Here is a 22785-nt window from a genome sequence, read left to right as displayed (position 1 = left end):
ACGTATCTCCACTTTCGCACTGTTGTCTAGCCAGCCGCTTCTGCATGCCAGCCAGACCGCCTTGATTCAGAGGTAAGGGCTGATGCATCGCAAGCAAACCACACTGTACCGTTCCGCGGGCCTCGCCCTGCTGGGCCTTGGCCTGGCCTCGCCTGCGACCGGGGGCACGCCGGAAGGTCCGCTGCAACTCGAGCCGGTTCGCGTCTATGCCGACCGTTTCGGAACCACGAGCCAGGACGGTCCCTCGCAGGCCTCGGTCAAGAACCGCGAGACGCTGCAGCAACAGCAGGCGCGTTCTCTGGATGACGTTCTGCAAGACATGCCCGGTGTCACCACCAGCGGTGGCCCCCGCACGACGGCGCTGCAGCCGGTCATCCGCGGTCTGGGGGACGAGCGCGTGGTCATACGCCAGGACGGTGCGCGCCAGAACTTTCGTTCCGGGCACCGCGGCCGGGTATTCTTCGATCCCGAGATCCTGCAACAGGTCGAGGTGCTACGAGGCCCTGCCTCGACCCAGCACGGTAGCGGTGCGCTGGGCGGGGTGATGAGCCTGCGGACCCAGCGCGCAGATGACTTTCTGCACCCGGGTGAAACACAGGGCGGGAGGGTCACGGGCGGTTACCGGGACCAGGGGCAGGAAACCCTGCTGGCGGGTACCGCAGCGACCCGGGGCGAGCGCTGGGGCCTGCTCGGAAGCGTGGCACGGCGCAACGCCAGCGACTTCGCCGATGGCCGCGGCGAGGATGTGCCGAACACCGCCGACGCTGTCCTCTCGGGGCTGGTCAACGCATCCTTTCAGCCGCACGAACACCACCGGTTCGAACTGGGCCTGAGCGCCTATCGCAACGACCACGAGATCCCCTCGGCGGCGAACACCGCCAGCACAGACAACATTGTTGACCGCAATACCCGCAGCGACACCCAAACGCTCGGCTACGAATGGCGCCCGGACACGGCCAACGTGCGCGAGCTGGATGTGGTTGTGTACCGCACGCGCGTCGATCTGGACGAGACCCGCCTCGAAGACGGTCGGCATGACGAAACCGCGCTGACCACACTCGGCCTCGATACGACGTTTCGTCAGGGGTTTGCGACAGGATCGGTCGATCATCTGCTGATCCTGGGCGGTGAACTGTATCGGGATGATCAGTCCGGCACCCGCAATGGCCTGGATCGACCGCAGTTCCCCGACGCCGAACAAACCGTGGCCTCCGCGTTCGCACACCACAGGATGTTTTTCGGCGAACGCATCGAGCTCACGCCCGGCGTACGCATGGACCGGTTCAGGCAGGAGGCTGCGGGGCAACCTTCACGCAGCGAGTCCGAGACCTCGTGGCAACTGGCGGCGCGTTACGCACTCAGCCAGAACCTCGATGCCTACGCGAGCTATGCCGAGGCGTTTCGCGCCCCTTCGCTGACGGAGCTGTATGTCGGCGGTCAGCACTTTCCCGGCAACCTTTTCGAGCCTAACCCGAACCTGCGCCCGGAAACCGCGCGCAACGTCGAAGTCGGCGCCACGTACGAGACAGACGGCATCCTGCGCGACGGGGATCGTCTGAACGTGCGGGTCTCCGCGTACGAGAACCGTCTGAGCGACTTCATCGAACAGCGCGTGGTGTTTGATTCGTTCTTTCCCGTGCCGACCGGTCGAACTCTGAACGAAAACGTGCGGGAGGCGCGCATTCGCGGGCAGGAACTGGAAGTGGGCTACCAGACCCGTTCCGGCTATCTGAAGCTCGCGGGCTCGCGTCTGCGCGGGGTGGACCGCGCCCAGGGCACCCCGCTGGGAGGCATGCCGGCCGACCAGGTGTCCCTGGAGGCGGGCACCCGGGCGTTGTCGCCAGCGTGGCTCCTGGGCGGTCGGATGACGGCCGTGCGCGACCAGGATCGCGTGCCGGAGGATGGCACCGCCACGCCGGGCTACACCCTGTTCGATCTCTTCCTCAGCTGGCACCCGCAGCATTTCGACGACGCGCTGCGGGTTGATCTCGGTGTCGACAACCTGACCGACCGCACCTACCGCAATCATCTGTCAGCTCTCAACAGCCCGGGACGCAACCTGCGTCTCCAGGCCACATACCGCTTCTGATCCCGGGAGGATTGCCATGAACGCCATGACCCTTTTGTCTCCACTGCAGGAACCCACCCCCGAATCCACGCGCGAGATCGTACAACGCTGGCAGAGCCTGAAGGACGCCGAACCTCAGATTCGTGCGCGCGATGCGGCCGATCGCCTGGGGGTATCCGAGGCGCAGCTGGTGGCCGCCCGCTGTGACGGGTTGACGATCGTGCGTCTGCGCCCTGCCTGGGCGGACCTGTTGGCGGAACTCGAGTCCCTGGGATCGGTGATGGCCCTCACGCGCAACGAGCATGTCGTACACGAAAAGCACGGCAAGTACCTTGGGGCAAAGGTATTCGGAAACATGGGCTTGCTGGTGAACCCGGACATCGATCTGCGCCTGTTCCTGAGCCAGTGGGATCATGTATTCGCCGTCACCGAGGAGACCCGCAGCGGAGTGCGTCACAGCCTGCAGGTGTTTTGTGATGACGGCCTCGCGTTACACAAGATCTACGCCACGCAGCAAACGGATGATGCCGCGTGGTCACGATTGGTCGGCCGGTTTCGTGCAGCGGATCAGTCACCCGGCATTCGCGTGTCGGCGCCCCATGCGATTCCCGCGGATCCACCCGACTCGTTCGTGGATGTGGGGGCCATGCGGGCGCGCTGGGATGCACTGAAGGACACGCATGACTTCGTCGATCTGCTGCGGCAGTTTGGAGTCGGTCGCCTGCAATCGCTCCGTCTGGCGGGCTCGGAACGCGCCTATCCGGTACAGCAGGATGCAGGCCGTATCGTCCTGGAGTACGCCCGCGACGACGCATTGCCCATCATGGTGTTTGTGGGCAACCGTGGCCTGGTTCAGATTCACACGGGACCGGTATCGAAACTGGTACCTGCCGGGGACTGGTTCAACGTCCTCGATCCCCAGTTCAACCTGCATGTGCGCGTGAGCGCCATCCATTCCGCGTGGGTCGTCGCGAAACCGACGGTGGATGGGCCGGTTCACTCGCTGGAATTGTTTGACGAGCAGGGAACGCTGCTGATGCAGGTATTTGGCGAACGCAAGCCGGGGCGCCCCCAGGACCCGCGCTGGCGGGCCTTGCTGGGCGTCCTTGAGCCCTGCAACTCGGCCGAGGCAAGCCATCATGTCGCGTCGTGAGATCCTGCGCTCCCTGCTCGCGCTGCTGGCCCTGCCGGCGACCGGTGCCACGGCCGGACCGCCGGATCAACGCCTGGTGTCGATTGGCGGGGGCGTAACCGAGACGATCTTTGCACTCGGAGAAGGCGGTCGCCTGGTCGGTGTGGACACGACCAGCACCTACCCGGAGACCGCTCGCGCGCTACCGACCGTCGGGTACCAGCACACGTTGCCGCTGGAGGGGATTGCAGCGCTCCGGCCCAGTGCCCTGCTGCATGACGGCTCGGCCGGACCGGAGCGCACCCTGCGGAGACTCGAGCGAATGGGCATCGACGAGATCGTACTGCCCGGAGAGCCAGGCTTCGAGGGGTTTCGTGCCCGCACCCTGAGCCTGGGCGACCTGTTCGGACGCCGGGACGAGGCGCAGAAGATCATCGACTCAGTCGCGACCGAACTGGAAGCGGTCCGCCGCAAGACCCCGTCCGAGGCACCTCGCGCGGTGTTTCTGATGTCGCACGGGGAAGGCGCAACGGTCGCGGCCGGGCGTGCAACCAAGGCAGATGCACTGCTGCAGCTCGCCGGGGGCCGCAACGTGTTTTCCGAGTTTGAAGGCTATCGGCCCGTATCGGTGGAGGCACTCATGCAGAAGCATCCCGATGCCGTTCTCACCACCGGGGCCGCCGCGACCGACGCGGCCTTGCGGGGCGTCCCGACACTGCAGGGCGATACCTTGTTCTGGCTGGGCTTCGGGCCGCGTCTGGGCCAGGCCGTGTCCGAGGTCGCGACGTTCCTGCAGCGTGCGGTGGCCCACGACACCGGCCATCGCTCGCCGATCGCATGAGCGCCGTCCTCGAACGCGCGGGACTCGCGGTCGAAGGTCAAGCGCCGACCGGGAGCGAGCACCCGGGATCACGCCAGACTCGCGCGCGCTATGTGACCCTGGCACTGATCCCGGCGCTGGGGCTGGTCATGATAATCGGTCTGCTCACCGGCGCCGTGGCGACCTCCCCGCGGGATCTTCTCGTCCTGCTGCCGGGGGCCGGAGGCGACGAGTGGACCCGCTACGTGCTGCTCGAAGTGAGACTGCCGCGTGTGGTGCTGGGTGCCCTCGTGGGAGCGGCGCTGGGCGCCAGCGGTGCAGCGCTGCAGGGGCTGTTTCGGAACCCGCTCGCCGACCCCGGATTAATCGGGGTCGCCGCGGGAGCCGCGTTCGCAGCGGTGGCGGTGATTGTGCTCGGGGGCACGGTGCTGGCGCCGCTGGTAGGGTGGCTGGGCATGGCGGCGCTGCCCGTGGCGGCGTTCCTCGGGGGGCTGGTCACCACGTTACTGGTCTACCGTCTGGCCAGTCACCAGGGGCAGACGGCCGTGGCGACCCTGCTGCTGGCTGGCATCGCGATCAATGCGATCGCCGGCGCTGGCACCGGGTTGCTGGTGTACATGGCCGATGACCAGCAACTGCGTACGCTGACCTTCTGGAACATGGGGTCCCTCGCCCAGGCGGAGTGGGCCTCCCTGGCCGTGGGAGCGGGATTGATTGCCCTCGCGTTTCTGGTCCTGCCGCTGGCCGCGCGGGGTCTGAACGGAATGATGCTGGGCGAAAACGTGGCGCGGCATCTCGGGTTTTCCGTGCACCGACTGAAACTGCTGGTCATTGTCATGGCCGCGCTGGCCGTCGGTTCGGCGGTCGCTCTTTCGGGCATCATCGGCTTTGTCGGGCTGGTCGTCCCGCATATCCTGCGCATGGCGATCGGCCCGGACCATCGCTACCTCCTCCCCGCATCTGCGCTGGGGGGCGCCCTGTTGCTGGTCATGGCCGATGCCTTCGCCCGGGTGGTGGTCGCCCCGGCCGAACTGCCCATCGGTTTGCTGACCGCGCTGGTCGGCGGACCCTTCTTCCTCTGGCTGTTGCTGCGCATGCGGGGACGCCTGGGATGAGCGCCCTCACTCAAGCCATCGACCCGCCCGGGGACAGCGTGCTGGAGGTATCCGGGGTCTCCGTGCGGGGGCAACGTGGCTGGCGTTTGCAGGAGGCTTCGCTGAGCGTAATGCCCGGCGAGATCCATGCCGTCATGGGCCCCAATGGCGCAGGCAAGAGCACGTTGCTTTCGGTGCTGTCCGGCACCCTTGAACCGGACGCAGGCGAGATCCTCTTCGACGGCCACCCGTTACCGGCATGGTGCCCCGGAATGCTGGCGCGCCGTCGCGGCATTCTGCCGCAGGAGACCACCGTCAGCTTTCCCCTCACCGCGTGGGAGGTAGCCGCCCTGGGGCGTCTCCCGCACGCCACACCACTGGAGGACCCCGAGATCGTGCGTCGCGCCATGCACCGCATGGACGTCCTTCATCTGGCCCCGCAACGCTATAGCGACCTCTCCGGAGGGGAACGTCAGCGCGTACAGATGGCCCGGGTGCTGGCCCAGGTTGCCCGACCGGCGCCGGACCCCGCAGCACCGGTGCTGCGGCTTGATGAACCCTCCTCCGCGCTGGATCTGAGGCACCAGTTCGAGCTGTTTGAACGCATGCGCGACGAGGCCCGGGCCGGCAGCGCCATCCTGGTCATCCTCCACGATCTGAACCTGGCAGGCCGTTATGCGGATCGCCTGACGTTACTGCACGATGGGCGTGTTGCAGCGCAAGGGCGCCCGCGGGACATCCTGGACGCCACGATTCTGGAGCGCGTCTGGGGTGTGCGCGCCCGAGTCACGCCAGGTGCCGCGGGGGCACCCTTGCAGATCCACCTCCTGGGGCCGGCCCACGAGCCGGTCAGGGTCGGCTGAACGTCGCGGGCGTCGGGCAGGAGAGCGAGACCCTTTTTTCGATCTCGCGGGGCGCGCAGGGTAACGCCGAGAAAGCCAGGATGGCTCTACTCAGCGCTTCCGTAGTGGGAGCGATGGCCACGAGGGAACGCGGGAAAAGGGACCGCGGTCCTGCCCTCGCGCAGCCGATCCGTCCCGGGTCCGGCAGGCTCCTGGAAAGACGCAGATTCAGCGATTGTCGGGTGCACGGCGTTCGACACGGGCCACCGCGTCGTGTGCGTGCAGGCTCTCGCGGTGGCGGACGTGGACGCGATAGCCCTGTGGGGCGTAATCCGCATTCAGGGCGTCATCCAGCCGCCGAACGGCATCCTCGCAGAACATCAGATTGCGGCCATTGGCGAGCGCGAAGGCCTTCTCGTCGACACGCTTCACCGCGGTTTGCAGGGCCGTGCCCAGTGCCCGTTCCACGCGATCAATCAGGGTGGGCAGCGGCAGCGTCGGCACGAGCGGGTCCAGCCCGACGGTCACGGTTGCCTCGCTGCGCTGGCTGTGGGGTGTCGCGACAATGCCCTCGGCCCGCCCCAGCCATTCGCGTACCGTGGCCGCATCCACCGCCGATTGCGAGAAATCGCGGTCGAACTGCTCCTGAATCGCCTGCCGTGCCAGGGCAGCGGAGCAGGGACAGGTGGAGGAATAGCCGACCTCAATCTCCAGCTCCAGCGCAACCGCTCCGGCCTCGCTGCGTGCCGCGATCCGGAACGGATAGCGCTTCCACCCGGCTGCCTCACTGACCAGGGCCGGGCGCTCCAGCGGCAGCGCCCCGGCCAGACGAACCTCGGCCACGCTGGACAGCCCCTCGTGCGAAGCCAGGAAGGCTTCGAGCACACCCGACAGCCGCGCGGCATCCAGCTCGCGGGACTCGAGCTCCCGCAGGGCCCCGTAGAGCCGGGACATATGAATCCCGCGCGCGCCGGCAGCGTCGAGGCTCACGCCCGCACTGGCGCGGGCCAGCACCGGCTGGCCCGCCAGATACAGCGGAAGGCTGATGTCCTCCATACCCACCCAGTCGAGTGTGGACGCATGCGTGGGCGCCGACGCGGCGATGTCCGGCAGCGGATCGGTCGTGGCGGTTTTCGAATCCGGCAAGGCGGGAGACACGCAGGTAGAAGACATAGGGCACCTGTTTTCATGAGAGTCGGCCCCCTTTACCAGACGCGGAGCCGATCCTTGTTGTCGGGGATTAATCGAAACGTTATATTGTAACATCATGAGCGTAATGGACAGAAACCCCATGACCCGCGAAGAACTCCTGGCCATGCCGGCCGAGGACTACATGAACGAGGCCCAGCTCGCGTTCTTCCGCAAGCGACTGCTCGAAATGCGCGACGAGATCCTGGCCGACATTGAAGGTGCCCGGGATGATCTGCTCGAAAACGAGCGCACCCCGGACGAACTGGACCGCGCGGCCATCGAGGAATCCCGACTCCTTTCGATGCGCGTACAGGAACGCGAGGGCCGCCTGCTGCGCAAGATCGACCAGGCCCTGGACCGCATCCAGACGGGCGAGTACGGCTACTGCGAAGTCAGCAGCGAGCCTATCGGTCTGCCGCGGCTGCTGGCGCGCCCCACGGCAACCCTCTCCATCGAGGTCAAGGAACGTCAGGAGAAGACCGAGCACGTGTTCCTGCGCTGAGGCCCACCACCTTTCGATCCGGGCGCACCCGGTGCCCGGGCATCCCGATCTCCAGGAGGTACCATGAAACGTCTTCCCGTCACTGTCCTCTCCGGCTTTCTCGGCGCCGGCAAGACCACCCTGCTGAACAACATCCTGCACAACCAGTCGGGGCTGCGCGTCGCGGTCATCGTCAACGACATGAGCGAGGTCAATATCGACAGCGCCCTGATCCGCGGCGGGCAGGATGCCGTCACGCGTACCGATGCCCGCACGGTCGAGATGACCAACGGCTGCATCTGCTGCACGCTGCGGGACGACCTGCTGGTGGAGGTGCGTCGCCTTGCCGAATCCGGGCAGTACGACTACCTGGTCATCGAATCCACCGGCATCTCCGAGCCCATGCCGGTCGCAGCCACCTTTGCCTTCCGCGACGAAGACGGACAGTCCCTGGACGATGTCGCCCGCCTCGACACGATGGTCACGGTGGTGGATGCCGGGGCCCTGCTGCAGGACTACGCGTCCAGCGATTTCCTGGGCGACCGCGGCGAATCGCTCGGCGAGGAAGACGACCGCACCGTCGTCGACCTGCTGGTGGACCAGATCGAGTTCGCCGACGTCATCGTCCTGAACAAGGTGGATCGCCCGACGGCGGAACAGCTCGATACGGTACGTGGCGTCCTGCGGGCCCTTAACCGTGACGCCCGCATTATCGAAACCACCCACGGCCAGGTCGCACCGGAGTCCCTGCTGGGTACCGGACGCTTCGACTTCGAACGCGCCTCCCAGGCCGCTGGCTGGGCCCAGGAGATGATGGGTGGCCACACCCCGGAGACCGAGGAATACGGCATCTCCAGCATCGTGTACCGCGTCAACCGGCCGTTTCATCCGGAGCGCTTTTTCGACCTGCTGCACGAGGAATGGCCCGGCATCATCCGCAGCAAGGGCTGGTTCTGGCTGGCTTCGCGTCCGGACTGGGCCGGCACGCTGTCTCAGGCCGGCGGGGCGCTGACCCACCACGCCGCCGGGTTCTGGTGGGCAGCCGTTGCCCCCGAGAAACGCCCGACCCACGAGGACTGGTGGGAAACGGCCATCGCCCCGGTCTGGGATGACCGCTTCGGGGACCGACGCCAGGAGATCGTACTGATCGGCATCCACATGGACGCGGATGCGATGCGCAAGCGTCTCGACGCCTGCCTCCTCACCGACGACGAGATGCTGGAAGGCCCGGAAGGCTGGGTCCGCTATACCGATCCGTTCCCGGTCTGGCGTCTCGGGGCCGAGGACGCCGAGCCCGAAATGGAGACCACGGAACCGCGCCCGGACGTACCCGCATGAAGGCCTCACAAACCTCACAGCCGCTCGGCAAGGCGCCGGCGCGGCACCGCTTCATTGATCGTGCCACCGAGCTCAAGGGCATTCACCGGAGCAATGTGAACGCCCTCATCTGGCGCCGAAGCCTGGATCCGCAGCTCAGGGACCAGGCCCGTGCTCTGGTATCCCAAGGCCCCGGAATGATCCTGGACGCCCGCTGCCGGCCGGACCAGGTCCGGGAACGGCTGCACGCATCCGCCGACCTGCCACCGTTCAAGATTCATCGTCTGGCATATGATCTTGAACGGCTGGCGCACAACTTCGCAGTTGTGGCGCATGCAGTCAGTATCCGCCTGCAACTTGAGGTACTGGCCCACCAGCCCTGCCCCCTGTTTCATGAGGACCACAACATCCTGCGGATGGTCTGCAGCTACACCGGCCCCGGAACCGAGTATGCAGACGACCGCTTCGTAAACCGCGACCGCCTGGGTTGTGGCGACAACGAAGGCGTTCTTGCCGGGCATCCGCCAATCGCGCTGGACCGCGGCGCCGTCATCCTGATGAAGGGCAAACGCTCACCCACCTGCGGCGGGCTGGCAGCCGTGCATCGCTCGCCGCCCGTCACAGGCGACCCGCAACGCCTGCTGGTACGACTCGACCACCCCTGACCCGGGACCGCTGCGCGCGCCGAGAGGCGACGCCCTCCCTGCCCGTAACCATCGGGATGAAATCGCGCCTTGCATCCCGATTGCCCCGGTTCGCGAACACGGACTGGTGGCCACGACGGACGCCGCCCGCAGTACCCAACCGCGACGTCCGGCGTGCGCACACCCCGACCCCCTGATGCGCCCCCGCCTCCGGTCCCGGAATAGTCGATCAGACCGACCGCGCCACTGCATCCACAACCCCGCATGGCGACCGGCATTCAGTGCTTGACGCGCGCATCCCGCTTACGTGATCATGGATGCGAATGGTTATCATTTATATGGAGGCAGAATGTTCACCCTCGACGCATGGCTGGAAAACCCGAACCCCTCGCTCCGGATCATCGACGAACGCTCGCATCGAATCGTGGCCGAATGGCGCGGCCAGGAACTTCGGGATTTGCTGGATACTGGCATCATCGCACCCACGGATTGCTGCGGCCCGCAATCCCGCGCAACGGCCCACGAAACGATTCGCGAGCTCATCCTGGAGGCCTGCCTGGAGGGCATCACCGTGCAACGCAGACCGTCAGAACCCGCCTCCGCACCCGCGGTGAGCGCTCACGCCGCAAACACCCACCCCGACCGCCCCGCGCACGGGCACACCCGCGAGCCCACCGCCGCTGGCCGCCGCTCACGGCACCTGACCTGCACCCGGGCGCCCGGAACGGCACAGCCGACCCAAAAACACCGTGACATTGCCAAGGGGCAGGTTCTCCACGTAGCGTTCCGGAAATGCCCACCGCCGCATTGATGCCGTGAACCGCGCCGAACGCATCTTCCACCTGGACCGCCTGCTGCGGGCGCGCCAGCCACCATCGCTGGCACACCTGATGGAGGTGCTCGAGGTATCGCGCGCGACCGTCAAGCGCGACCTCGAATACATGCGCGACTTCATGCAGGCGCCGGTCACCTACGACCCGGAGGCCAACGGCTACCACTATGCGCAGGATGCCCCGGCCTTCGAATTACCGGGGCTGTGGTTCAACGAATCCGAACTGCTGGCCCTGCTGACCATGGAGCAGCTCCTGGAAGACGTGCAACCCGGCCTGCTGGCACCGACCATCGGGCCGCTGAAGACCCGCATCCGCGCATTGCTGGCAAGCGGCAACCAGCACATGGACACCCTGCGCCGGCGCATCCAGATCCAGCCACTGGCAGCGCGCGGCCGCCAAAGCGACACCTTCCAGGCCATCGCCGAAGCCACCCTGAGCGAACAGCCGGTCCACATCGAATATCACGGCCGCGCACGCAATACCGCCACCCACCGCAGCGTCCACCCGCAGCGACTGCTGTACTACCGCGACAACTGGTACCTGATCGCCTGGTGCGAACAGGCCGGCGCCCTGCGCACCTTTGCCCTGGAGCGCATCCGTTCCAGTACCCCGTCCGCTGGCCACTACTACACACTGGACGACACCGCCCTGGACGCCCACATCGGCGCCGCCTTCGGTATCTTCACCGGCCCGGCCGAGCAGTGGGCCGATCTGCGCTTTACCCCGGAGCACGCACGCTGGGTCGCCGACGAGTGCTGGCACCCGGACCAGACCGGCCACTTCGAAGACGAGCACTACCGCCTGCAGGTGCCCTATGCCGATCCCACCGAGCTGATCCAGGAAATCCTGCGCCACGGCTCCGGCGTCGAGGTCCTCAGCCCGGCGTCCCTGCGCCAGCGTGTGGCCGCGACCCTGCACGCTGCAGCCGCACAATACCCGGACCCGGCCTGATGCTGCGCCGCTGGTTACGCAGCCTGCGGCCAGGCCGCGCCCGCGGCCAGCTGGAGACGATCTGGCTCGCCGACCGCGCCGGCGCCCCGATGTACGCACAGGCCACCGCCGCCGTCACCGCGCAGGGCCTGTCCGGCGACCGCTACGCCACCGGCCAGGGCCACTGGCACACGGTGGAATCCTGCCCCGTCACCCTCATCACGGTCACCGAACTGGAACGCGCCACCCGCCGCGCCCGACGCCTGCGCGAGCCGGCCACACCCGCGCCCGGCGAACACCGCCGCAACCTCGTCGTCAGCGGCCTCCGGCACAGCCCGCGCACGGGCACCCTGCGCATCGGTGCCGTGCGCTTTGCCATCACCCGCCCCCGCCCGCCCTGCGGCTGGCTCAACCAGGTGGTGGGCTACAACTTCGCCAGAGCCCTGCGCCAGGACAGCGGCATCTGCCTGCAACCGCTGGAAACCGGTGTCATTCAGTGCGGCGATCGCGTGCACTGGGAGACGGAAGCGCCAACAGGCGGCCCCGAATAAACGCGCAAAAAAGGCAGAGGGGTGGCTCATTCTGTGAGCCACCCCCGGTGATGGAACGGTAGCCAAGTCCACCGAAGGAGACCCTCCATGGCGCAACCCCGGCAGGTCCGCTCCATTCCCGCCGTGCGCAGCGACCACGCCCCGCACGGCGAGTACAACCGCATCGCCACCACCGAGGAACTGCTGCAGCGCATACCGCTCGTCGGCCACCGCTACCACGATGACCCTAAGGGAGACGCTGATTGAATCGCACGTCCGCGTGGGTGCGTCCCAGTGTCTGGAGACAAGCGTTCCAAATTCACACTTCGTCTTCTTTTCGTGAATAGCGCTGCACCCGACGTCGCCTTCGGGCACCCGCTCGTTAACCCCATTACATCCCGGGCATCGGGATTGTCGCCCCTCTCTACAAGGGCTCGGCACCCTCGTTGAGCACCGCGATATAACGCCAGTAGGCAAAGACGCGGTCCCGGCGGCGCCCTGTGATCTCCCGCAGAATCCCCAACCCTTCGAGCGCCTCGACCGCGCGAGACGCCGTGGGGTAGGCCACCCCGGAACGCTCCGCAAGGTCATTGATCGAGGCCACCGGCCGTGTGCCCAGGGCATGGAACACGCGCAGGGCATTGGCAGCAGAGCGCCCCGTCCCCTCCACCTGTTCCCGGTCTTCCCGAAAGACATCCAGAAGCCGGTGGGCGGTCTCCACCGCCCCGTTGGCCGTCGTCAGCACTCCCTCCAGAAAGAAGTCCAGCCACGCCTCCCAGTCACCTTCGCGACGCGTTGCATCGAGCAACCGGTAATACTCTTCCCGGTTCTGCTTGAAATAGAGGCTCAGATAGAGCAGCGGCTGATGCAGCACACGGTCTTCGTGAAGGATCAACGCAATCAGCAGCCGGCCCATACGGCCATTACCGTCCAGGAAAGGGTGGATGGTCTCGAACTGCACGTGGGCCAGCGCCGCCTTGATCAGGGCCGAAAACGGCTGTTGGTCGTCGTGGAGGAAGCGCTCCAGATCGGCCATCTGCGACTCCACACGCTGTGGGGGCGGCGGGACGAAATGCGCATTGCCGGGCCGGGTTCCGCCAATCCAGTTCTGGGTACGACGCAACGAGCCGGGCTGCCGCTCGGCCCCTCGCCCCCGGGCCAGCAAGCGTTCGTGGATCTCCCGCAGCAGGCGATTGGACAAGGGGAATCCCTCCCGCAAACGCCCGAGTCCGTGTTCCAGCGCGGCGATGTAGTTGGAGACCTCCACCACATCATCAAAAGGGACGCCCGGCGTCTCTTCCAGTTCGAAGAGCAGCAGATCCGACAGCGAGGACTGGGTCCCCTCGATCTGACTGGAAACCAGCGCCTCCTTGCGCACATAGGCGTACAGGAACAGATCCGGCTCCGGAAGGAGCGCGGTAATCGCGTCCAGCCGCCCGCAGGCGAGCAGGGCCTGTTCATGCAGACGCCCCCGCTCACCGGCCAGATCCGGGAGCGGATCCGGGGGCAGAGGCGCCGGGACAAATGCGCGCACCTCTTCCTGCCCCACCACGGAGCCGATCTCGTACTGTCCCGAAAGACCTCGCTGCATGGCTGCAATCACTCGTGAGAATAACGACAGCCACTATTATCACTTTGGCCGGTTTTCGTTAATAGCACCCACCCCATGAATCTGCTCCCCCTATTCAAGGGAAGATGCTCGGGAGGTCATATCGGAAGGCTCGCCCGCCACCAGCGACTCGGTGCCATCGCCGTGGTGCATATCGAAATCGACAATGGCGGCACGGCCCACGCCATACAGGGGGGGTGGCTCATTCTGTGAGCCACCCCCGGTGGTAAAACGGTCACAACCCCCAACAGGAGCGCGACCATGCGACCGACCCACCGCACCGGACAAGCCCGCCGCATCCCCGTATTGCGCGGCTACTACGCACGCCGCAGCACCTTCAAGGCCACCGCCACCACCGAAGAACTGCTACAGACCATCCCCCTGGCCGGCTACCGCCACCACGAGGCCCCGAAACTGTGGCACACCCTCAAGCGCGGCCAGGCCCTGACCCTGCGCCGCGAGCGGCTGAACCCGCACGATGACAAGGCCGTCGCTATCGACTGGATCGACCACCAGCTCGGCTACCTGCCGCGCGAACAGAACCAGCTCGCCGCCGACCTCCTGGACCGCGACGAACCCCTGCTCGCCCGCATCATCAACAAACGCGACCACGGCGACCGCCACAACCGCCTCGAACTCGGCCTGTACCGCCGCCGCCCCAAAGGCACCACCTGAGTCCCGGGGCACCGGGGCTCAGGCCAGCAACCGGTCTGACCCGGCCCAGCGCGTTGTTCTCCCCCGCGAGCAGAACACCAGCCGCCATCCACACTTCAAGCGGTTTTCGTGAACAGCGCCCGAAATTTCTCGGACAAGCCGGGGGGGCTCACTCTGTGAGCCACTTGAGGGAGTACAACGGGACGTGCGCGCTCATTGATCGTTCCGGTGAGCCTCAACATACGCCCTGAGCAGGGCATTGATGCGGGATTGATACCCCTTGCCACCGTCCTTGAACCACTGCAGAACATCGGCGTCGATGCGCAACGTTACCTGCTGCTTGCGTGGAGCGGGTTCGAGCCCTCGCCGCGCCACGGCGCGAGCGAACTGCTCCGGAGTCGGATCGGGGATGTCCGAGGTATCAATGTCTTCGTCCGCCATCCGATTCAGGCGGTCCCAGTCGGTTTCCGATTTCTTTGAAGTATTGGTCGACATGAGCCTTCCCCGCCTTGCGTGCATGGATCAGCCGAATGGTGTCGGCCGTCTCGGTGTGGGCGATGAGGACGACGATGGGGCCGAGCTGTCCGATGGTGATGTATCGGCACTCACCGTAATCGTAGCGGTCATCCTCGTAGGTCAGCGTGTCCCCCTCGAAGACGGCCGGAAGATCCACGAAATCGATGCCGTGCTTGTCCAGATTGGCTCGGCGCTTTGCCTCGTCCCACAGGAATCCCTTCCTCAAAGCGTAGCTCCATATTGTAGTTACGACAATTCCGTTATTTCGGACCGGATCTCTCGGTTCGATTTTATGGTTTTAAGAATATTCGGTTTGAAAAAGCATCCATCCGCGTCTAGTATACACACTGCGAGAGAGGGAGTGCCCGTCCCAAACGGCCTCATTAAAGGTAAGAGTATTCTGCTTGAAACCAACAAGGAGCGTGTTTCCGGGGTGGTGCCCCGGCCTCATTTGAGCAGCAGGAAGCTGCCGCGCCCGGATCAGTGAAGTGCTTTTACCTATCCCCGGGAAGACAGATTTGGCACGGATAGCTCCCACCATGCCCTTGTAGCGGCACGGGCTAGATTGATGACAAGGAGGGGAGAGTTTTGACCGAGAAAGAGGATTTCAATCTTCGCTTCCAAGCCTTGACCGGATTTGCGCCGTTTGCGTGGCAGACCCGGCTTTTCCTGGACTGGTTCTCCCAAGGCCGCATCCCTGACGCCTGTGGTGTCCCTACCGGTCTCGGCAAGACAACGGTCATTGCCCTCTGGCTTATTGCGAGAGCGTCCGGCGTCGCCCTTCCTCGCCGCCTGGTTTATGTTGTCGACCGTCGCGCGGTCGTTGACCAAGCCACACTATTTGCCGAGAGGCTGAAAACGGCTGCCCCCGAGGCGCTCGGAACTTCCGACCTAACGGTCTCCACACTTCGTGGACAATTTGCCGACAACAGGGAGTGGCTTCAGAACCCGGCCGCCCCGAGCGTTGTGGTTGGCACCATCGACATGATCGGATCCCGACTCCTGTTTTCCGGGTACGGTGTGTCTTCTCGCATGCGGCCCTTTCACGCCGGACTTTTGGGGGCGGATACCCTTGTCGTTCTCGACGAGGCGCACCTCTGCCCGCCATTCGAGGCCCTTCTGGCTACCGTGGCAAACGATGAGGGGTTACACGCAACCGGACAAGCCCGCGAGGTTGTTCCACCTTTCCGTTTGCTACCGCTATCCGCCACTGGGCGCAAGGAAAGCAATCAAGTCTTCAAGCTGAAGCCTGAAGAGGTTGACCGAACCCTTCAACCTGTGGCTCACCAGCGCTTCAAGGCCGAGAAACACCTCATAGCGCACCAGCTCGACGAAGACGCCAATCTGGTGGAAGCCCTGGTCGAGCAGGCGTGGCAGCGGGGAACTGATGGCGCCCCGTCCCGAGTGCTCGTCTTTTGCGATCGGCGCACCGACGCAACCCGAGTGAAAGATGCCCTGGACAAACGCCTGAAAAAAGAAAAATTTCCACAGGCCACGGAGCTTCTTGTCGGGGCTCGGCGTGTGCGCGAGCGCGAAGCCTTACAGGCATGGCTCGAGCTGAACGGCTTTTTGGGTGAACCCTCATCGGTACCCGACACGCCGACCTTTCTGGTTGCCACCTCGGCGGGCGAAGTGGGAGTCGACCTTGATGCGGACCACCTGGTTTGCGATCTGGTGGCCTGGGAGCGGATGGTTCAACGCTTTGGCCGGGTCAACCGCCGGGGTGGTGAAGAGCGACGCGCCCGGATTGACGTGCTGGCCCTGTCCCCGAAGAAGAAAGCGGGTGAAGAAGAACACGAAATATTTCTTTCCCGTCGCGTCAGCCTGGAGAGACTCCCCGCCGTCGGTACGGAAGGAGCACGTGATGCCAGCCCGGCCGGTATCGAACAGGTGAAGCAGGAGGCCGCTGATGATCCGCCGCTGCGCGAGATGATGCAGAAGGCTTCCACGCCCCTACCTCTCCGCCCGCCGCTGACGCGTCCCGTGGTGGAGGCCTGGTCCTTGACCTCCCTGGATGAGCACGCGGGCCGGCCCGATATCGACCCCTGGTTGCGTGGTTGGGTGGATGAGCAGCCGCAGACCACCGTCGCGTGGCGGCGCACCTTGCCGTGGCGTCGGGATGCCGATGAGCCTCTGGCTGCGGATGTGGAAAGCCACTTCGAGGCCGCACCCATCCATCTGGAGGAAACGCTAGAGGCCACGACCCAGCTGGTCATGGAAGTCTTGTTGAAACGAGCCGGCGAGGTGGTCACGGAGGCACCACAAGAGCAACGGCTGCCCCAATCGGAACGAGCGCCGGCGGTGATCGCGCTGGGCCCCACGGGGAAATTCAGGGGGGCATGGACCATCACCGATCTGGAACAGCTTGGTCGCCGTAAACCTGATGAGCAGCGACGGGAACTGAGCTCCTGGAGCGGCGCTACGCTGGCCGTTGCTGCGCGGTTGGGCGGCTTGAGTGGAGACGGGATGCTGGATTCAAAAGCCCCCGCTCACGATTCGACCCTGGACGGTGATTGGGACGAGGCGTTGCGGAGCCGGCTCGGCTATTTTCCGGTCGGGCCGGGAGACGTTGCCCCGGATACCAAATATTGGAAGGTGGTTTCCACGATACCTGTGGCCGCCCCTGAATCGAATGCCGAGGGAGCGGCGGAAGCACTGCGCGTGTTTGTAACTCGTGGAAAGGGGGCATCGTCTGCGGGAGATCAGGCCGTGGCGGCGGCCGCGCAGACCTTGCCGGAGCACCTGGCCTGGGTGGCCGATGAAGCGCGCCGGATTGCCGAAGAGATCGGGTTGCCGGGTCCCTATGCCGAAATGCTGGTGTTGGCCGGTCGAGCCCATGACCTTGGCAAGGCACGCACCTTGTGGCAGGTGGCCATGAACGCTCCTCTCGCCGGAGGACCTTATGCCAAGACGCTCGGCGGTGGTGATGGAAGACGATTGAATGGCTATCGGCATGAGTTCGGATCGCTTCGGGACAGTGACAAACAGGGGTTGTTCGCGAACCTGGAGCCGCATTTACAGGACCTGGCCAAGCACTTGGTCGCAGCCCATCATGGTTTTTCCAGACCGGTGATTTCAGCCTTTGATCCTGATGCGGCTCCCGAAGAAAGGAGCGAAACAGCGCGAGAGGCCGCGAGGCGATTTGCTCGTCTGCAAGCCACCTGGGGACCGTGGGGATTGGCGTGGTGGGAGTCACTGCTACGGGCGGCCGACCAGCGGGCCTCCGCGCGGCTGAGCTGGGGAGGCAAATAATGGGCACCTCCAGCATACCAGTAGACCTGCTCAACCCCGGCCAGGTGCTTGCCTGCATGGGATTCCTGGAAGCGGCTGACCAACTTTTCGGCGATGCCAGAGGCGGATTTCAGTGGGAAAGTGATCACGACACTGCAGTCTCGTTCGTGCTTGATGCGCGGAGCGAAGACCCCGTTGCTCAGGTACTCGAATTTCTGGCCGGCTCAGAGATACACGAGTCGGCACCGGATGGGTGGACACCCGAGAAAGGGGATATGACCGACGTCGTTCGCTCGGGCGATTGCTTCCCTGGTGACGAGCCCAACCAGACCTCACTGCCCATCGTTTTGAGCAACCAAGGAACCGCAATTCCGCTTGGTCATTGGACCGATGGCACAACTCGCGATGAGTTCAAACTCTATTCGGGGAATCGGTCGGCCTTTTCGATTGCATCCAGCCAGATTCACGGGACAGTTCAGGCCAATGGAAAGGTGATCGTTCCGGGCGTCGCCCAACTTCTGGAGCGTGACAGTGAGGCCTTGGTGCGAGACCCCTTCGGTTTGGTTGTACCCATGAAGGGAAGCTTCAACATGGATGCACGATGTGCCTGGTCTGCAATCGATGCGGGCTATTCCCCGAACGAACACGACCAGAAGGTTATGGGGTCGCCCGTTGTTGAAATCATGGCCGCCTGGGGGCTGGAAAATGCGAGGCCGGGGCTGCTTGGCAAGAGGCGTTACCGGTACGGGACCTGGAAAGAGAGCTTTTCTCCGGTTCTGGCCCGGCCCATGTTGTCCGGTGGTTTTGGGGCATTTGAATGCCGACTGTTCACGTTCACGCTCGAGATGTCAGGGAAGAACAAGATTGTCCAATATGCGGAAGAGGAGAAAGCATGATGGCTGAGACTCAAGCTGTAACCAAGGAACTTCTGGACTCGTTTGTGAGCGATTCCGGACCTGTGGCCTTGCATCTACGGCAGAAGATGTTGCCGGTCGAGGGTGAGGGAGGTGTCATCTTCCCGCCGACGTACGCCAATATTGGGTATGTGATTGATGATCTCTCCGATGGCACCAAAGTAGCGCAGATGGATTCGGTGGGTTCACAGGCCAACCGCATGGAGCCACTGTTCAAGGAGCGCTACAAGGATCTGGTCCCGCAGGTCGACATCAAGCTCGAGAACGGGCGCACCGTGTCCATGCTTGATGCGGGCCACCGGCTGGGTGATGCACTGGTGCGTTCGACACGCGAACTTTCGGACGAGGCGCGAAAGGCCTTTGCCGCGTTCGACAAGGAGGGTGATGCCGAACCCATGGCCAAACTGGCCCCCACCTCGCTGGTATTCGGTGCCTGGGATTCCCGAGACAGTCAGACCAAGTTGCCGCGCCTGGTCAACTCGGTCATCCGTGCCTGGGATGTCGACAAGATTTCCAGGGCGGCCACCTATATCCCCCCGGTGGATTACGCCGAACTCGAGGTCTTTGATGAAAAGGAAAAGGAAAAGGCGGAGGGAAACTCCAAGAGCCCCCTGGCGCAGCGTGGTTTTGTCCACAACCCAGCCGATGGTGTTGGGGGGATTGTCGTTCGGGGAGGAATCTACCGAGATGTCACTGTGAACCTGGTGGCGCTCCGCCACCTCAAGGGGGACAACGCCGAAGCCTTGCAACGCTACATTTTGGGTCTCGCCCTGATTTCGGCCACTGACCCGCAGGATGGCTTCCTGCGTCAGGGCTGCCTGATCACTCCCGATTTCGACGAACCCGGCACGTGGCAGCAGATCAACCGGAATGGCCAGCGGATCGATCTGGACCTGAGCCTGGAAATTGCCGAGGGGTATGCCCGGGAAGCTGCGCGTGAGTTCGGTGTGGGTGAGGGTGGGATCTACGAGTTCGACAAGAAGCTTGCCAAGCAGGACGTGGCCAAGAAAGACAAATAAGGAGTCGGATGATGGCCGAATCCGCATTGTTGCTGAAAGTCCGGTTGCCAGGGCAGCGCTATCATGGTCTGCCCGAGTGGCCGCCCTCTCCGTTTCGGCTCTACCAGGCGCTGGTCGCGGGCGCACTTGTCGGCGAGCCTGATGGTCGTGCCGACGAGCTGGCTTCTCTGTTCGATTGGCTGGCCGAGCTTCCGCCGCCTTGGATCGCTGTCCCTCCGTCCCGGCGGGGCGGAGCTGTGGACATGTTCATGCCGAACAATGACCTCGATACGAAGGGCGGCGACCCACGCAAGGTACCCGAGATACGAGGGGCGCAGAAACACGTGCAGCCCCGATTTTTCGAGGCCGAGGCCCCGGTTAGTTATCTCTGGAACCTCCCGTTGGGAGAAAGAGAGCGGGGCCAGGAGATCGCCGCCGTTGCCGAGCGTCTCTACCAGTTGGGGCGTGGTATCGATATGGCATATGCCGAGACTGAGCTGACGACTCCTGAGGATGCCGAGACACAGTTGATGGAGAACGGCCTGATCCTCTATCGCCCTTGTGGAGAGAACAGGGAAAGGGGTGTTTCCCTGAGGGCTCCGGCACCCGGGAGCTTCGAGTCACTGCAAAAGCGGTTTGCCGCGCAGAGGGAGCGCCTTATCGGCGGACACTTGACCCAGGCCCCTCCGCCCCGTTTCCGAACGGTGACCTACAACGCCAAGCCGGTCAGATTGTTGTTCGACCTGATTTCGAGTTCCGAGAAGGGTTCAGGCTTTCATCCGATACCGCAGCGTCGCGCAACTTGGTTGACCGGGCAGGTTCGCGATCGGCTGGCTCACCTCCTTGGCCATGCCTTCGGCAAGGAGTTGGTCGGGCGGATCATCATAGGTCGAGGCGCAACGGCTGAAGACAAGGCCAAGCGGGTGATGATTACACCGTTGCCATCGATAGGCTCGGAGTTTGCCGATCACGCCCTGCGCCGAGTCATGCTCACGATCCCGCCCAACTGTCCCATCCCCGCTCGGGAGGTCGAATGGGCGGCAGGTGCCATTCATCTGGGTGTTACTGAAGAGGGGGAGATCGTCGACGAGAACCAGCCCCAGTTAGTGCGGGCTAGCGAGACCGGGATGCTGGACCACTATGGAGTGGGCGAAAACGGAGGCGGATTTCGGACTTGGCGAACGGTCACCCCCATGGTGCTCCCACTGAAGCGGCCGAAAGGTCGTGTCTCGGCCGCGGAACGCGCGGATCATGAAAGCCGGGTGGCTGGAACTGTTCTGAACTCATTGCGTCACGCAGGAGTGAGGACACCCGTAGAGACCATTCATGTTCAACGCGAGCCTTTCGACAAGAAGGGAATGTGCGTCAATGGCTATGAAGCGCCTGAACGATTTGAACCGCGGCGCCGTTACCATGTTGAGATCACTTTTGCAGAGCCGTGCACGGGTCCTTTGCTTATCGGTGATGGTCGTTTCATGGGGTTGGGGCTTTTCGCGCCAGACCGGCGGCGATCCCGTGATACTTTCGCCTTCAAGCTTCCCCCGAAGGCCCAGGTTTCCGTCGGTAATCATAGAAGCTTGCTATCTTCGGTTCGCCGCGCCTTGATGGCGCGTGCGCGCGATGAGGGTCAACGGGGTCGATCCATTCCTCGACTGTTCTCGGGCCACGAACAGGATGGAAGGCCGGCTTCAGCCGGGGGGCGGCATAACCATATCTTTCTGGCTGCGGATGATACCGACGGAGACGGGCTTGTCGACCGGATATACGTCTTCGCACCGTGGGCGTGCGATCGATCGACACCCATCCGGTACTCGGACTTGGTGTTCTTCGACCGCGTCGTCAGCTCCCTAGAATGGATCAATATGCGACATCTCGGCAGACTTCACCTGGAGAGGGAATCGACTTTGGATCCGGAAGACCATCTACTCCGGGCGGCCCGGAAATGGGAGACGGTGACACCTTACTGGAGCACGCGCCATCTCAAACCCGGAAAAGAGAGGGCGGCGATCGAGCGGGACGTTCAGATGGAGTGCCAACGTCGCGGACTTCCCATTCCTGCGATACGAGTCCGGGACTATCACCATGGACCAAACGGAGGGCAACCGAAGGCCTGGCTTCAGCTCGAGTTCGCTCAGGCAATTGCTGGTCCGTTACTGTTGGGGCGTGGCAGTCATGGGGGCAATGGGCTCTTCAAGCCAGCTCACTGATACAGAGCAATCCCCAGAACATCCAGCAGGGCGCCCTCGACAGCTTGTAGTTCCGTCCTGGAAAGGCTGGCCAGAGGGCCTTCGCCGAAGCGCGATGCATCAAGTGCCCGGAGCTGTTCCACGCAGACCCAGGAGTCGATCAGCAGGCGATCGCGCGCCGAAATCGGCACCCGGAGGGGCTCCAGCCCCTTGCGGAACTGCGTGCTGAACGGGGCCACCAGGATGGTCGGGAGCCCGCCACGAATCAGGGCGTTGGCCTGAAGGACGAGTACCGGCCGCGTCTTGCCGATCTCCCGTCCGTGGTTGGGGTTCAGGCGCGCTACCCATACCTCGCCTCGCCGTACCGGAACCTCCTTTATCGCCACCAAGGTCCGCCATCCGCTTCGCCGTCTGGATCTGGTGCCTCGCTTTCCAGTGGCAGGAATTGCTCTGCCATGTCGCGGGCCTCCTGGTAGAGCTCTGGATCCTCCGCGATCACCCGTGCCGCTCCTTCAAGCTGGCGTTCACGTCGCTCGGTGGCCCTGCGTTCCAGCATTTCGTCGATGGCGGCGCGCACCAGCTCGGAGCGGGGCATATCGGCCCGTGCGGCTTCCTCCGCAAGGCGGCGCTCGAGATCATCCGGGAGGCGGACGTTCAGCATACTCATCGACCACACCCTCATCTGTGTATTACGTATTGTAGTACACGTGTGGTGGCATGAGACTCCAACAGTGCCATCGCCTGCAAACCTGGGCGCTTCCTGCTAAATGGAAAACGGGAGGGTGTTCAGGGGAT

23 protein-coding genes and 1 pseudogene are annotated in these 22785 nt (G+C 64.3%); 17 read left to right on the top strand and 7 right to left on the bottom strand.

The window, feature by feature from the left end:
- Nucleotides 1-82 precede the first annotated feature (82 nt).
- From G332_RS0104845 to G332_RS0104825, 5 genes are read left to right on the top strand one after another with little or no spacing between them, the layout of a single operon-like run.
- Nucleotides 83-2089 carry a TonB-dependent hemoglobin/transferrin/lactoferrin family receptor gene (locus tag G332_RS0104845; RefSeq protein ID WP_019625871.1) on the top strand — a complete coding sequence of 669 codons (2007 nt, stop codon included), beginning with the start codon at nt 83-85 and terminating at the stop codon, nt 2087-2089.
- A 16-nt stretch (nt 2090-2105) separates the two neighbouring features.
- A complete protein-coding gene (locus G332_RS0104840) occupies nt 2106-3221 on the top strand; it encodes a hemin-degrading factor (RefSeq protein WP_019625870.1) in 1116 nt (371 codons plus the stop codon).
- Nucleotides 3208-4041: a hemin ABC transporter substrate-binding protein gene (locus tag G332_RS0104835; RefSeq protein WP_019625869.1), complete on the top strand. Its 834-nt coding sequence runs from the start codon at nt 3208-3210 to the stop codon at nt 4039-4041. Before G332_RS0104840 ends, G332_RS0104835 begins: the two co-directional genes overlap by 14 nt.
- Complete coding sequence (locus tag G332_RS0104830; RefSeq protein ID WP_019625868.1) at nt 4038-5135, top strand: iron ABC transporter permease; 1098 nt, start codon at nt 4038-4040, stop codon at nt 5133-5135. Before G332_RS0104835 ends, G332_RS0104830 begins: the two co-directional genes overlap by 4 nt.
- Complete coding sequence (locus tag G332_RS0104825; RefSeq protein ID WP_081619756.1) at nt 5132-5977, top strand: heme ABC transporter ATP-binding protein; 846 nt, start codon at nt 5132-5134, stop codon at nt 5975-5977. The genes G332_RS0104830 and G332_RS0104825 overlap by 4 nt, the downstream gene beginning before the upstream one ends.
- A 207-nt stretch (nt 5978-6184) precedes the next feature.
- Here G332_RS0104825 and folE2 read toward each other — a convergent pair whose 3' ends face one another.
- Nucleotides 6185-7129, bottom strand: a complete 945-nt coding sequence (folE2, locus tag G332_RS0104820; RefSeq protein ID WP_081619755.1) for a GTP cyclohydrolase FolE2 — start codon at nt 7127-7129, stop codon at nt 6185-6187.
- A gap of 118 nt (nt 7130-7247) precedes the next feature.
- On the opposite strand from folE2, the gene dksA reads away from it, so the two are divergent.
- From dksA to G332_RS13460, 7 genes are all read left to right on the top strand, one after another.
- Nucleotides 7248-7649, top strand: coding sequence for an RNA polymerase-binding protein DksA (gene dksA, locus G332_RS0104815; RefSeq protein WP_019625865.1), 402 nt, complete (start codon nt 7248-7250; stop codon nt 7647-7649).
- Between the two features lie 63 nt (nt 7650-7712).
- Nucleotides 7713-8966, top strand: coding sequence for a zinc metallochaperone GTPase ZigA (gene zigA / locus G332_RS0104810; RefSeq protein WP_019625864.1), 1254 nt, complete (start codon nt 7713-7715; stop codon nt 8964-8966).
- On the top strand, nt 8963-9610 hold the full coding sequence (locus tag G332_RS0104805) for a DUF1826 domain-containing protein (protein WP_019625863.1): 648 nt from the start codon (nt 8963-8965) through the stop codon (nt 9608-9610). Before zigA ends, G332_RS0104805 begins: the two co-directional genes overlap by 4 nt.
- Before the next feature lie 328 nt (nt 9611-9938).
- Entirely contained in the window at nt 9939-10400 is a 462-nt protein-coding gene (locus G332_RS0104800) for a hypothetical protein (RefSeq protein ID WP_019625862.1), read from the top strand.
- 4 nt (nt 10401-10404) lie between these two features.
- A complete protein-coding gene (locus tag G332_RS0104795) occupies nt 10405-11373 on the top strand; it encodes a YafY family protein (RefSeq protein WP_019625861.1) in 969 nt (322 codons plus the stop codon).
- A complete protein-coding gene (locus tag G332_RS0104790) occupies nt 11373-11903 on the top strand; it encodes an MOSC domain-containing protein (protein ID WP_019625860.1) in 531 nt (176 codons plus the stop codon). The genes G332_RS0104795 and G332_RS0104790 overlap by 1 nt, the downstream gene beginning before the upstream one ends.
- A gap of 87 nt (nt 11904-11990) precedes the next feature.
- Nucleotides 11991-12149, top strand: a complete 159-nt coding sequence (locus G332_RS13460) for a hypothetical protein (protein ID WP_019625859.1) — start codon at nt 11991-11993, stop codon at nt 12147-12149.
- A gap of 157 nt (nt 12150-12306) precedes the next feature.
- Here the strand turns inward: G332_RS13460 and G332_RS0104780 are convergent, their stop codons facing one another.
- Entirely contained in the window at nt 12307-13473 is a 1167-nt protein-coding gene (locus G332_RS0104780) for a Fic family protein (protein WP_019625858.1), read from the bottom strand.
- 105 nt (nt 13474-13578) lie between these two features.
- Nucleotides 13579-13680 (bottom strand): annotated as a pseudogene (locus tag G332_RS13750) (histone deacetylase family protein); the annotation flags it as partial.
- A gap of 72 nt (nt 13681-13752) precedes the next feature.
- Here G332_RS13750 and G332_RS0104770 point away from each other — a divergent pair.
- Nucleotides 13753-14166, top strand: a complete 414-nt coding sequence (locus tag G332_RS0104770; protein WP_019625856.1) for an HIRAN domain-containing protein — start codon at nt 13753-13755, stop codon at nt 14164-14166.
- Nucleotides 14167-14358: 192 nt separating this feature from the next.
- Here the strand turns inward: G332_RS0104770 and G332_RS0104765 are convergent, their stop codons facing one another.
- Nucleotides 14359-14586: a BrnA antitoxin family protein gene (locus G332_RS0104765; protein ID WP_019625855.1), complete on the bottom strand. Its 228-nt coding sequence runs from the start codon at nt 14584-14586 to the stop codon at nt 14359-14361.
- Nucleotides 14567-14887: a BrnT family toxin gene (locus tag G332_RS12675; protein ID WP_019625854.1), complete on the bottom strand. Its 321-nt coding sequence runs from the start codon at nt 14885-14887 to the stop codon at nt 14567-14569. Before G332_RS12675 ends, G332_RS0104765 begins: the two co-directional genes overlap by 20 nt.
- Nucleotides 14888-15249: 362 nt before the next feature.
- Here G332_RS12675 and cas3u point away from each other — a divergent pair, with 362 nt between their 5' ends.
- The 4 genes from cas3u to csb2 are packed head-to-tail and all read left to right on the top strand — an operon-like array spanning nt 15250 to nt 22011.
- Nucleotides 15250-17913: a type I-U CRISPR-associated helicase/endonuclease Cas3 gene (cas3u, locus tag G332_RS0104755; RefSeq protein ID WP_019625853.1), complete on the top strand. Its 2664-nt coding sequence runs from the start codon at nt 15250-15252 to the stop codon at nt 17911-17913.
- Nucleotides 17913-18788, top strand: a complete 876-nt coding sequence (cas8c, locus tag G332_RS0104750; RefSeq protein ID WP_019625852.1) for a type I-U CRISPR-associated protein Cas8c — start codon at nt 17913-17915, stop codon at nt 18786-18788. Before cas3u ends, cas8c begins: the two co-directional genes overlap by 1 nt.
- Nucleotides 18785-19825 carry a type I-U CRISPR-associated RAMP protein Csb1/Cas7u gene (gene cas7u, locus G332_RS0104745; RefSeq protein ID WP_019625851.1) on the top strand — a complete coding sequence of 347 codons (1041 nt, stop codon included), beginning with the start codon at nt 18785-18787 and terminating at the stop codon, nt 19823-19825. Before cas8c ends, cas7u begins: the two co-directional genes overlap by 4 nt.
- Before the next feature lie 11 nt (nt 19826-19836).
- Complete coding sequence (gene csb2, locus G332_RS0104740; RefSeq protein ID WP_026340606.1) at nt 19837-22011, top strand: type I-U CRISPR-associated protein Csb2; 2175 nt, start codon at nt 19837-19839, stop codon at nt 22009-22011.
- On the opposite strand, the gene G332_RS0104735 is transcribed toward csb2, so the two are convergent.
- Both G332_RS0104735 and G332_RS12670 read right to left on the bottom strand, forming a co-directional pair.
- Entirely contained in the window at nt 22005-22376 is a 372-nt protein-coding gene (locus G332_RS0104735) for a type II toxin-antitoxin system PemK/MazF family toxin (protein ID WP_231362879.1), read from the bottom strand. The two genes, csb2 and G332_RS0104735, sit on opposite strands and share 7 nt — an antisense overlap.
- The gene (locus tag G332_RS12670; protein ID WP_019625848.1) at nt 22367-22657 is read right to left on the bottom strand and encodes a CopG family transcriptional regulator; all 291 of its coding nucleotides are present in this window, start codon (nt 22655-22657) and stop codon (nt 22367-22369) included. Before G332_RS12670 ends, G332_RS0104735 begins: the two co-directional genes overlap by 10 nt.
- Between the last annotated feature and the right edge of the window lie 128 nt (nt 22658-22785).

The sequence above is a fragment of the Thioalkalivibrio sp. ALJT genome (assembly GCF_000381825.1).
GTDB lineage: Bacteria > Pseudomonadota > Gammaproteobacteria > Ectothiorhodospirales > Ectothiorhodospiraceae > Thioalkalivibrio.
The sequence above is the reverse complement of the archived record's forward strand: the minus strand, read 5'-3'. Positions and strand labels throughout refer to the sequence as shown.

Excerpts from the sequence above, each read along its gene's own strand:
- G332_RS0104845 (WP_019625871.1), top strand. The coding sequence starts at position 83 with ATGCATCGCAAGCAAACCACACTGTACCGTTCCGCGGGCCTCGCCCTG.
- G332_RS0104840 (WP_019625870.1), top strand. The coding sequence starts at position 2,106 with ATGAACGCCATGACCCTTTTGTCTCCACTGCAGGAACCCACCCCCGAA.
- G332_RS0104835 (WP_019625869.1), top strand. The coding sequence starts at position 3,208 with ATGTCGCGTCGTGAGATCCTGCGCTCCCTGCTCGCGCTGCTGGCCCTG.
- G332_RS0104830 (WP_019625868.1), top strand. The coding sequence starts at position 4,038 with ATGAGCGCCGTCCTCGAACGCGCGGGACTCGCGGTCGAAGGTCAAGCG.
- G332_RS0104825 (WP_081619756.1), top strand. The coding sequence starts at position 5,132 with ATGAGCGCCCTCACTCAAGCCATCGACCCGCCCGGGGACAGCGTGCTG.
- folE2 (WP_081619755.1), bottom strand. The coding sequence starts at position 7,129 with ATGTCTTCTACCTGCGTGTCTCCCGCCTTGCCGGATTCGAAAACCGCC.
- dksA (WP_019625865.1), top strand. The coding sequence starts at position 7,248 with ATGACCCGCGAAGAACTCCTGGCCATGCCGGCCGAGGACTACATGAAC.
- zigA (WP_019625864.1), top strand. The coding sequence starts at position 7,713 with ATGAAACGTCTTCCCGTCACTGTCCTCTCCGGCTTTCTCGGCGCCGGC.
- G332_RS0104805 (WP_019625863.1), top strand. The coding sequence starts at position 8,963 with ATGAAGGCCTCACAAACCTCACAGCCGCTCGGCAAGGCGCCGGCGCGG.
- G332_RS0104800 (WP_019625862.1), top strand. The coding sequence starts at position 9,939 with ATGTTCACCCTCGACGCATGGCTGGAAAACCCGAACCCCTCGCTCCGG.
- G332_RS0104790 (WP_019625860.1), top strand. The coding sequence starts at position 11,373 with ATGCTGCGCCGCTGGTTACGCAGCCTGCGGCCAGGCCGCGCCCGCGGC.
- G332_RS13460 (WP_019625859.1), top strand. The coding sequence starts at position 11,991 with ATGGCGCAACCCCGGCAGGTCCGCTCCATTCCCGCCGTGCGCAGCGAC.
- G332_RS0104780 (WP_019625858.1), bottom strand. The coding sequence starts at position 13,473 with ATGCAGCGAGGTCTTTCGGGACAGTACGAGATCGGCTCCGTGGTGGGG.
- G332_RS0104770 (WP_019625856.1), top strand. The coding sequence starts at position 13,753 with ATGCGACCGACCCACCGCACCGGACAAGCCCGCCGCATCCCCGTATTG.
- G332_RS0104765 (WP_019625855.1), bottom strand. The coding sequence starts at position 14,586 with ATGGCGGACGAAGACATTGATACCTCGGACATCCCCGATCCGACTCCG.
- cas8c (WP_019625852.1), top strand. The coding sequence starts at position 17,913 with ATGGGCACCTCCAGCATACCAGTAGACCTGCTCAACCCCGGCCAGGTG.
- cas7u (WP_019625851.1), top strand. The coding sequence starts at position 18,785 with ATGATGGCTGAGACTCAAGCTGTAACCAAGGAACTTCTGGACTCGTTT.
- csb2 (WP_026340606.1), top strand. The coding sequence starts at position 19,837 with ATGGCCGAATCCGCATTGTTGCTGAAAGTCCGGTTGCCAGGGCAGCGC.
- G332_RS12670 (WP_019625848.1), bottom strand. The coding sequence starts at position 22,657 with ATGAGTATGCTGAACGTCCGCCTCCCGGATGATCTCGAGCGCCGCCTT.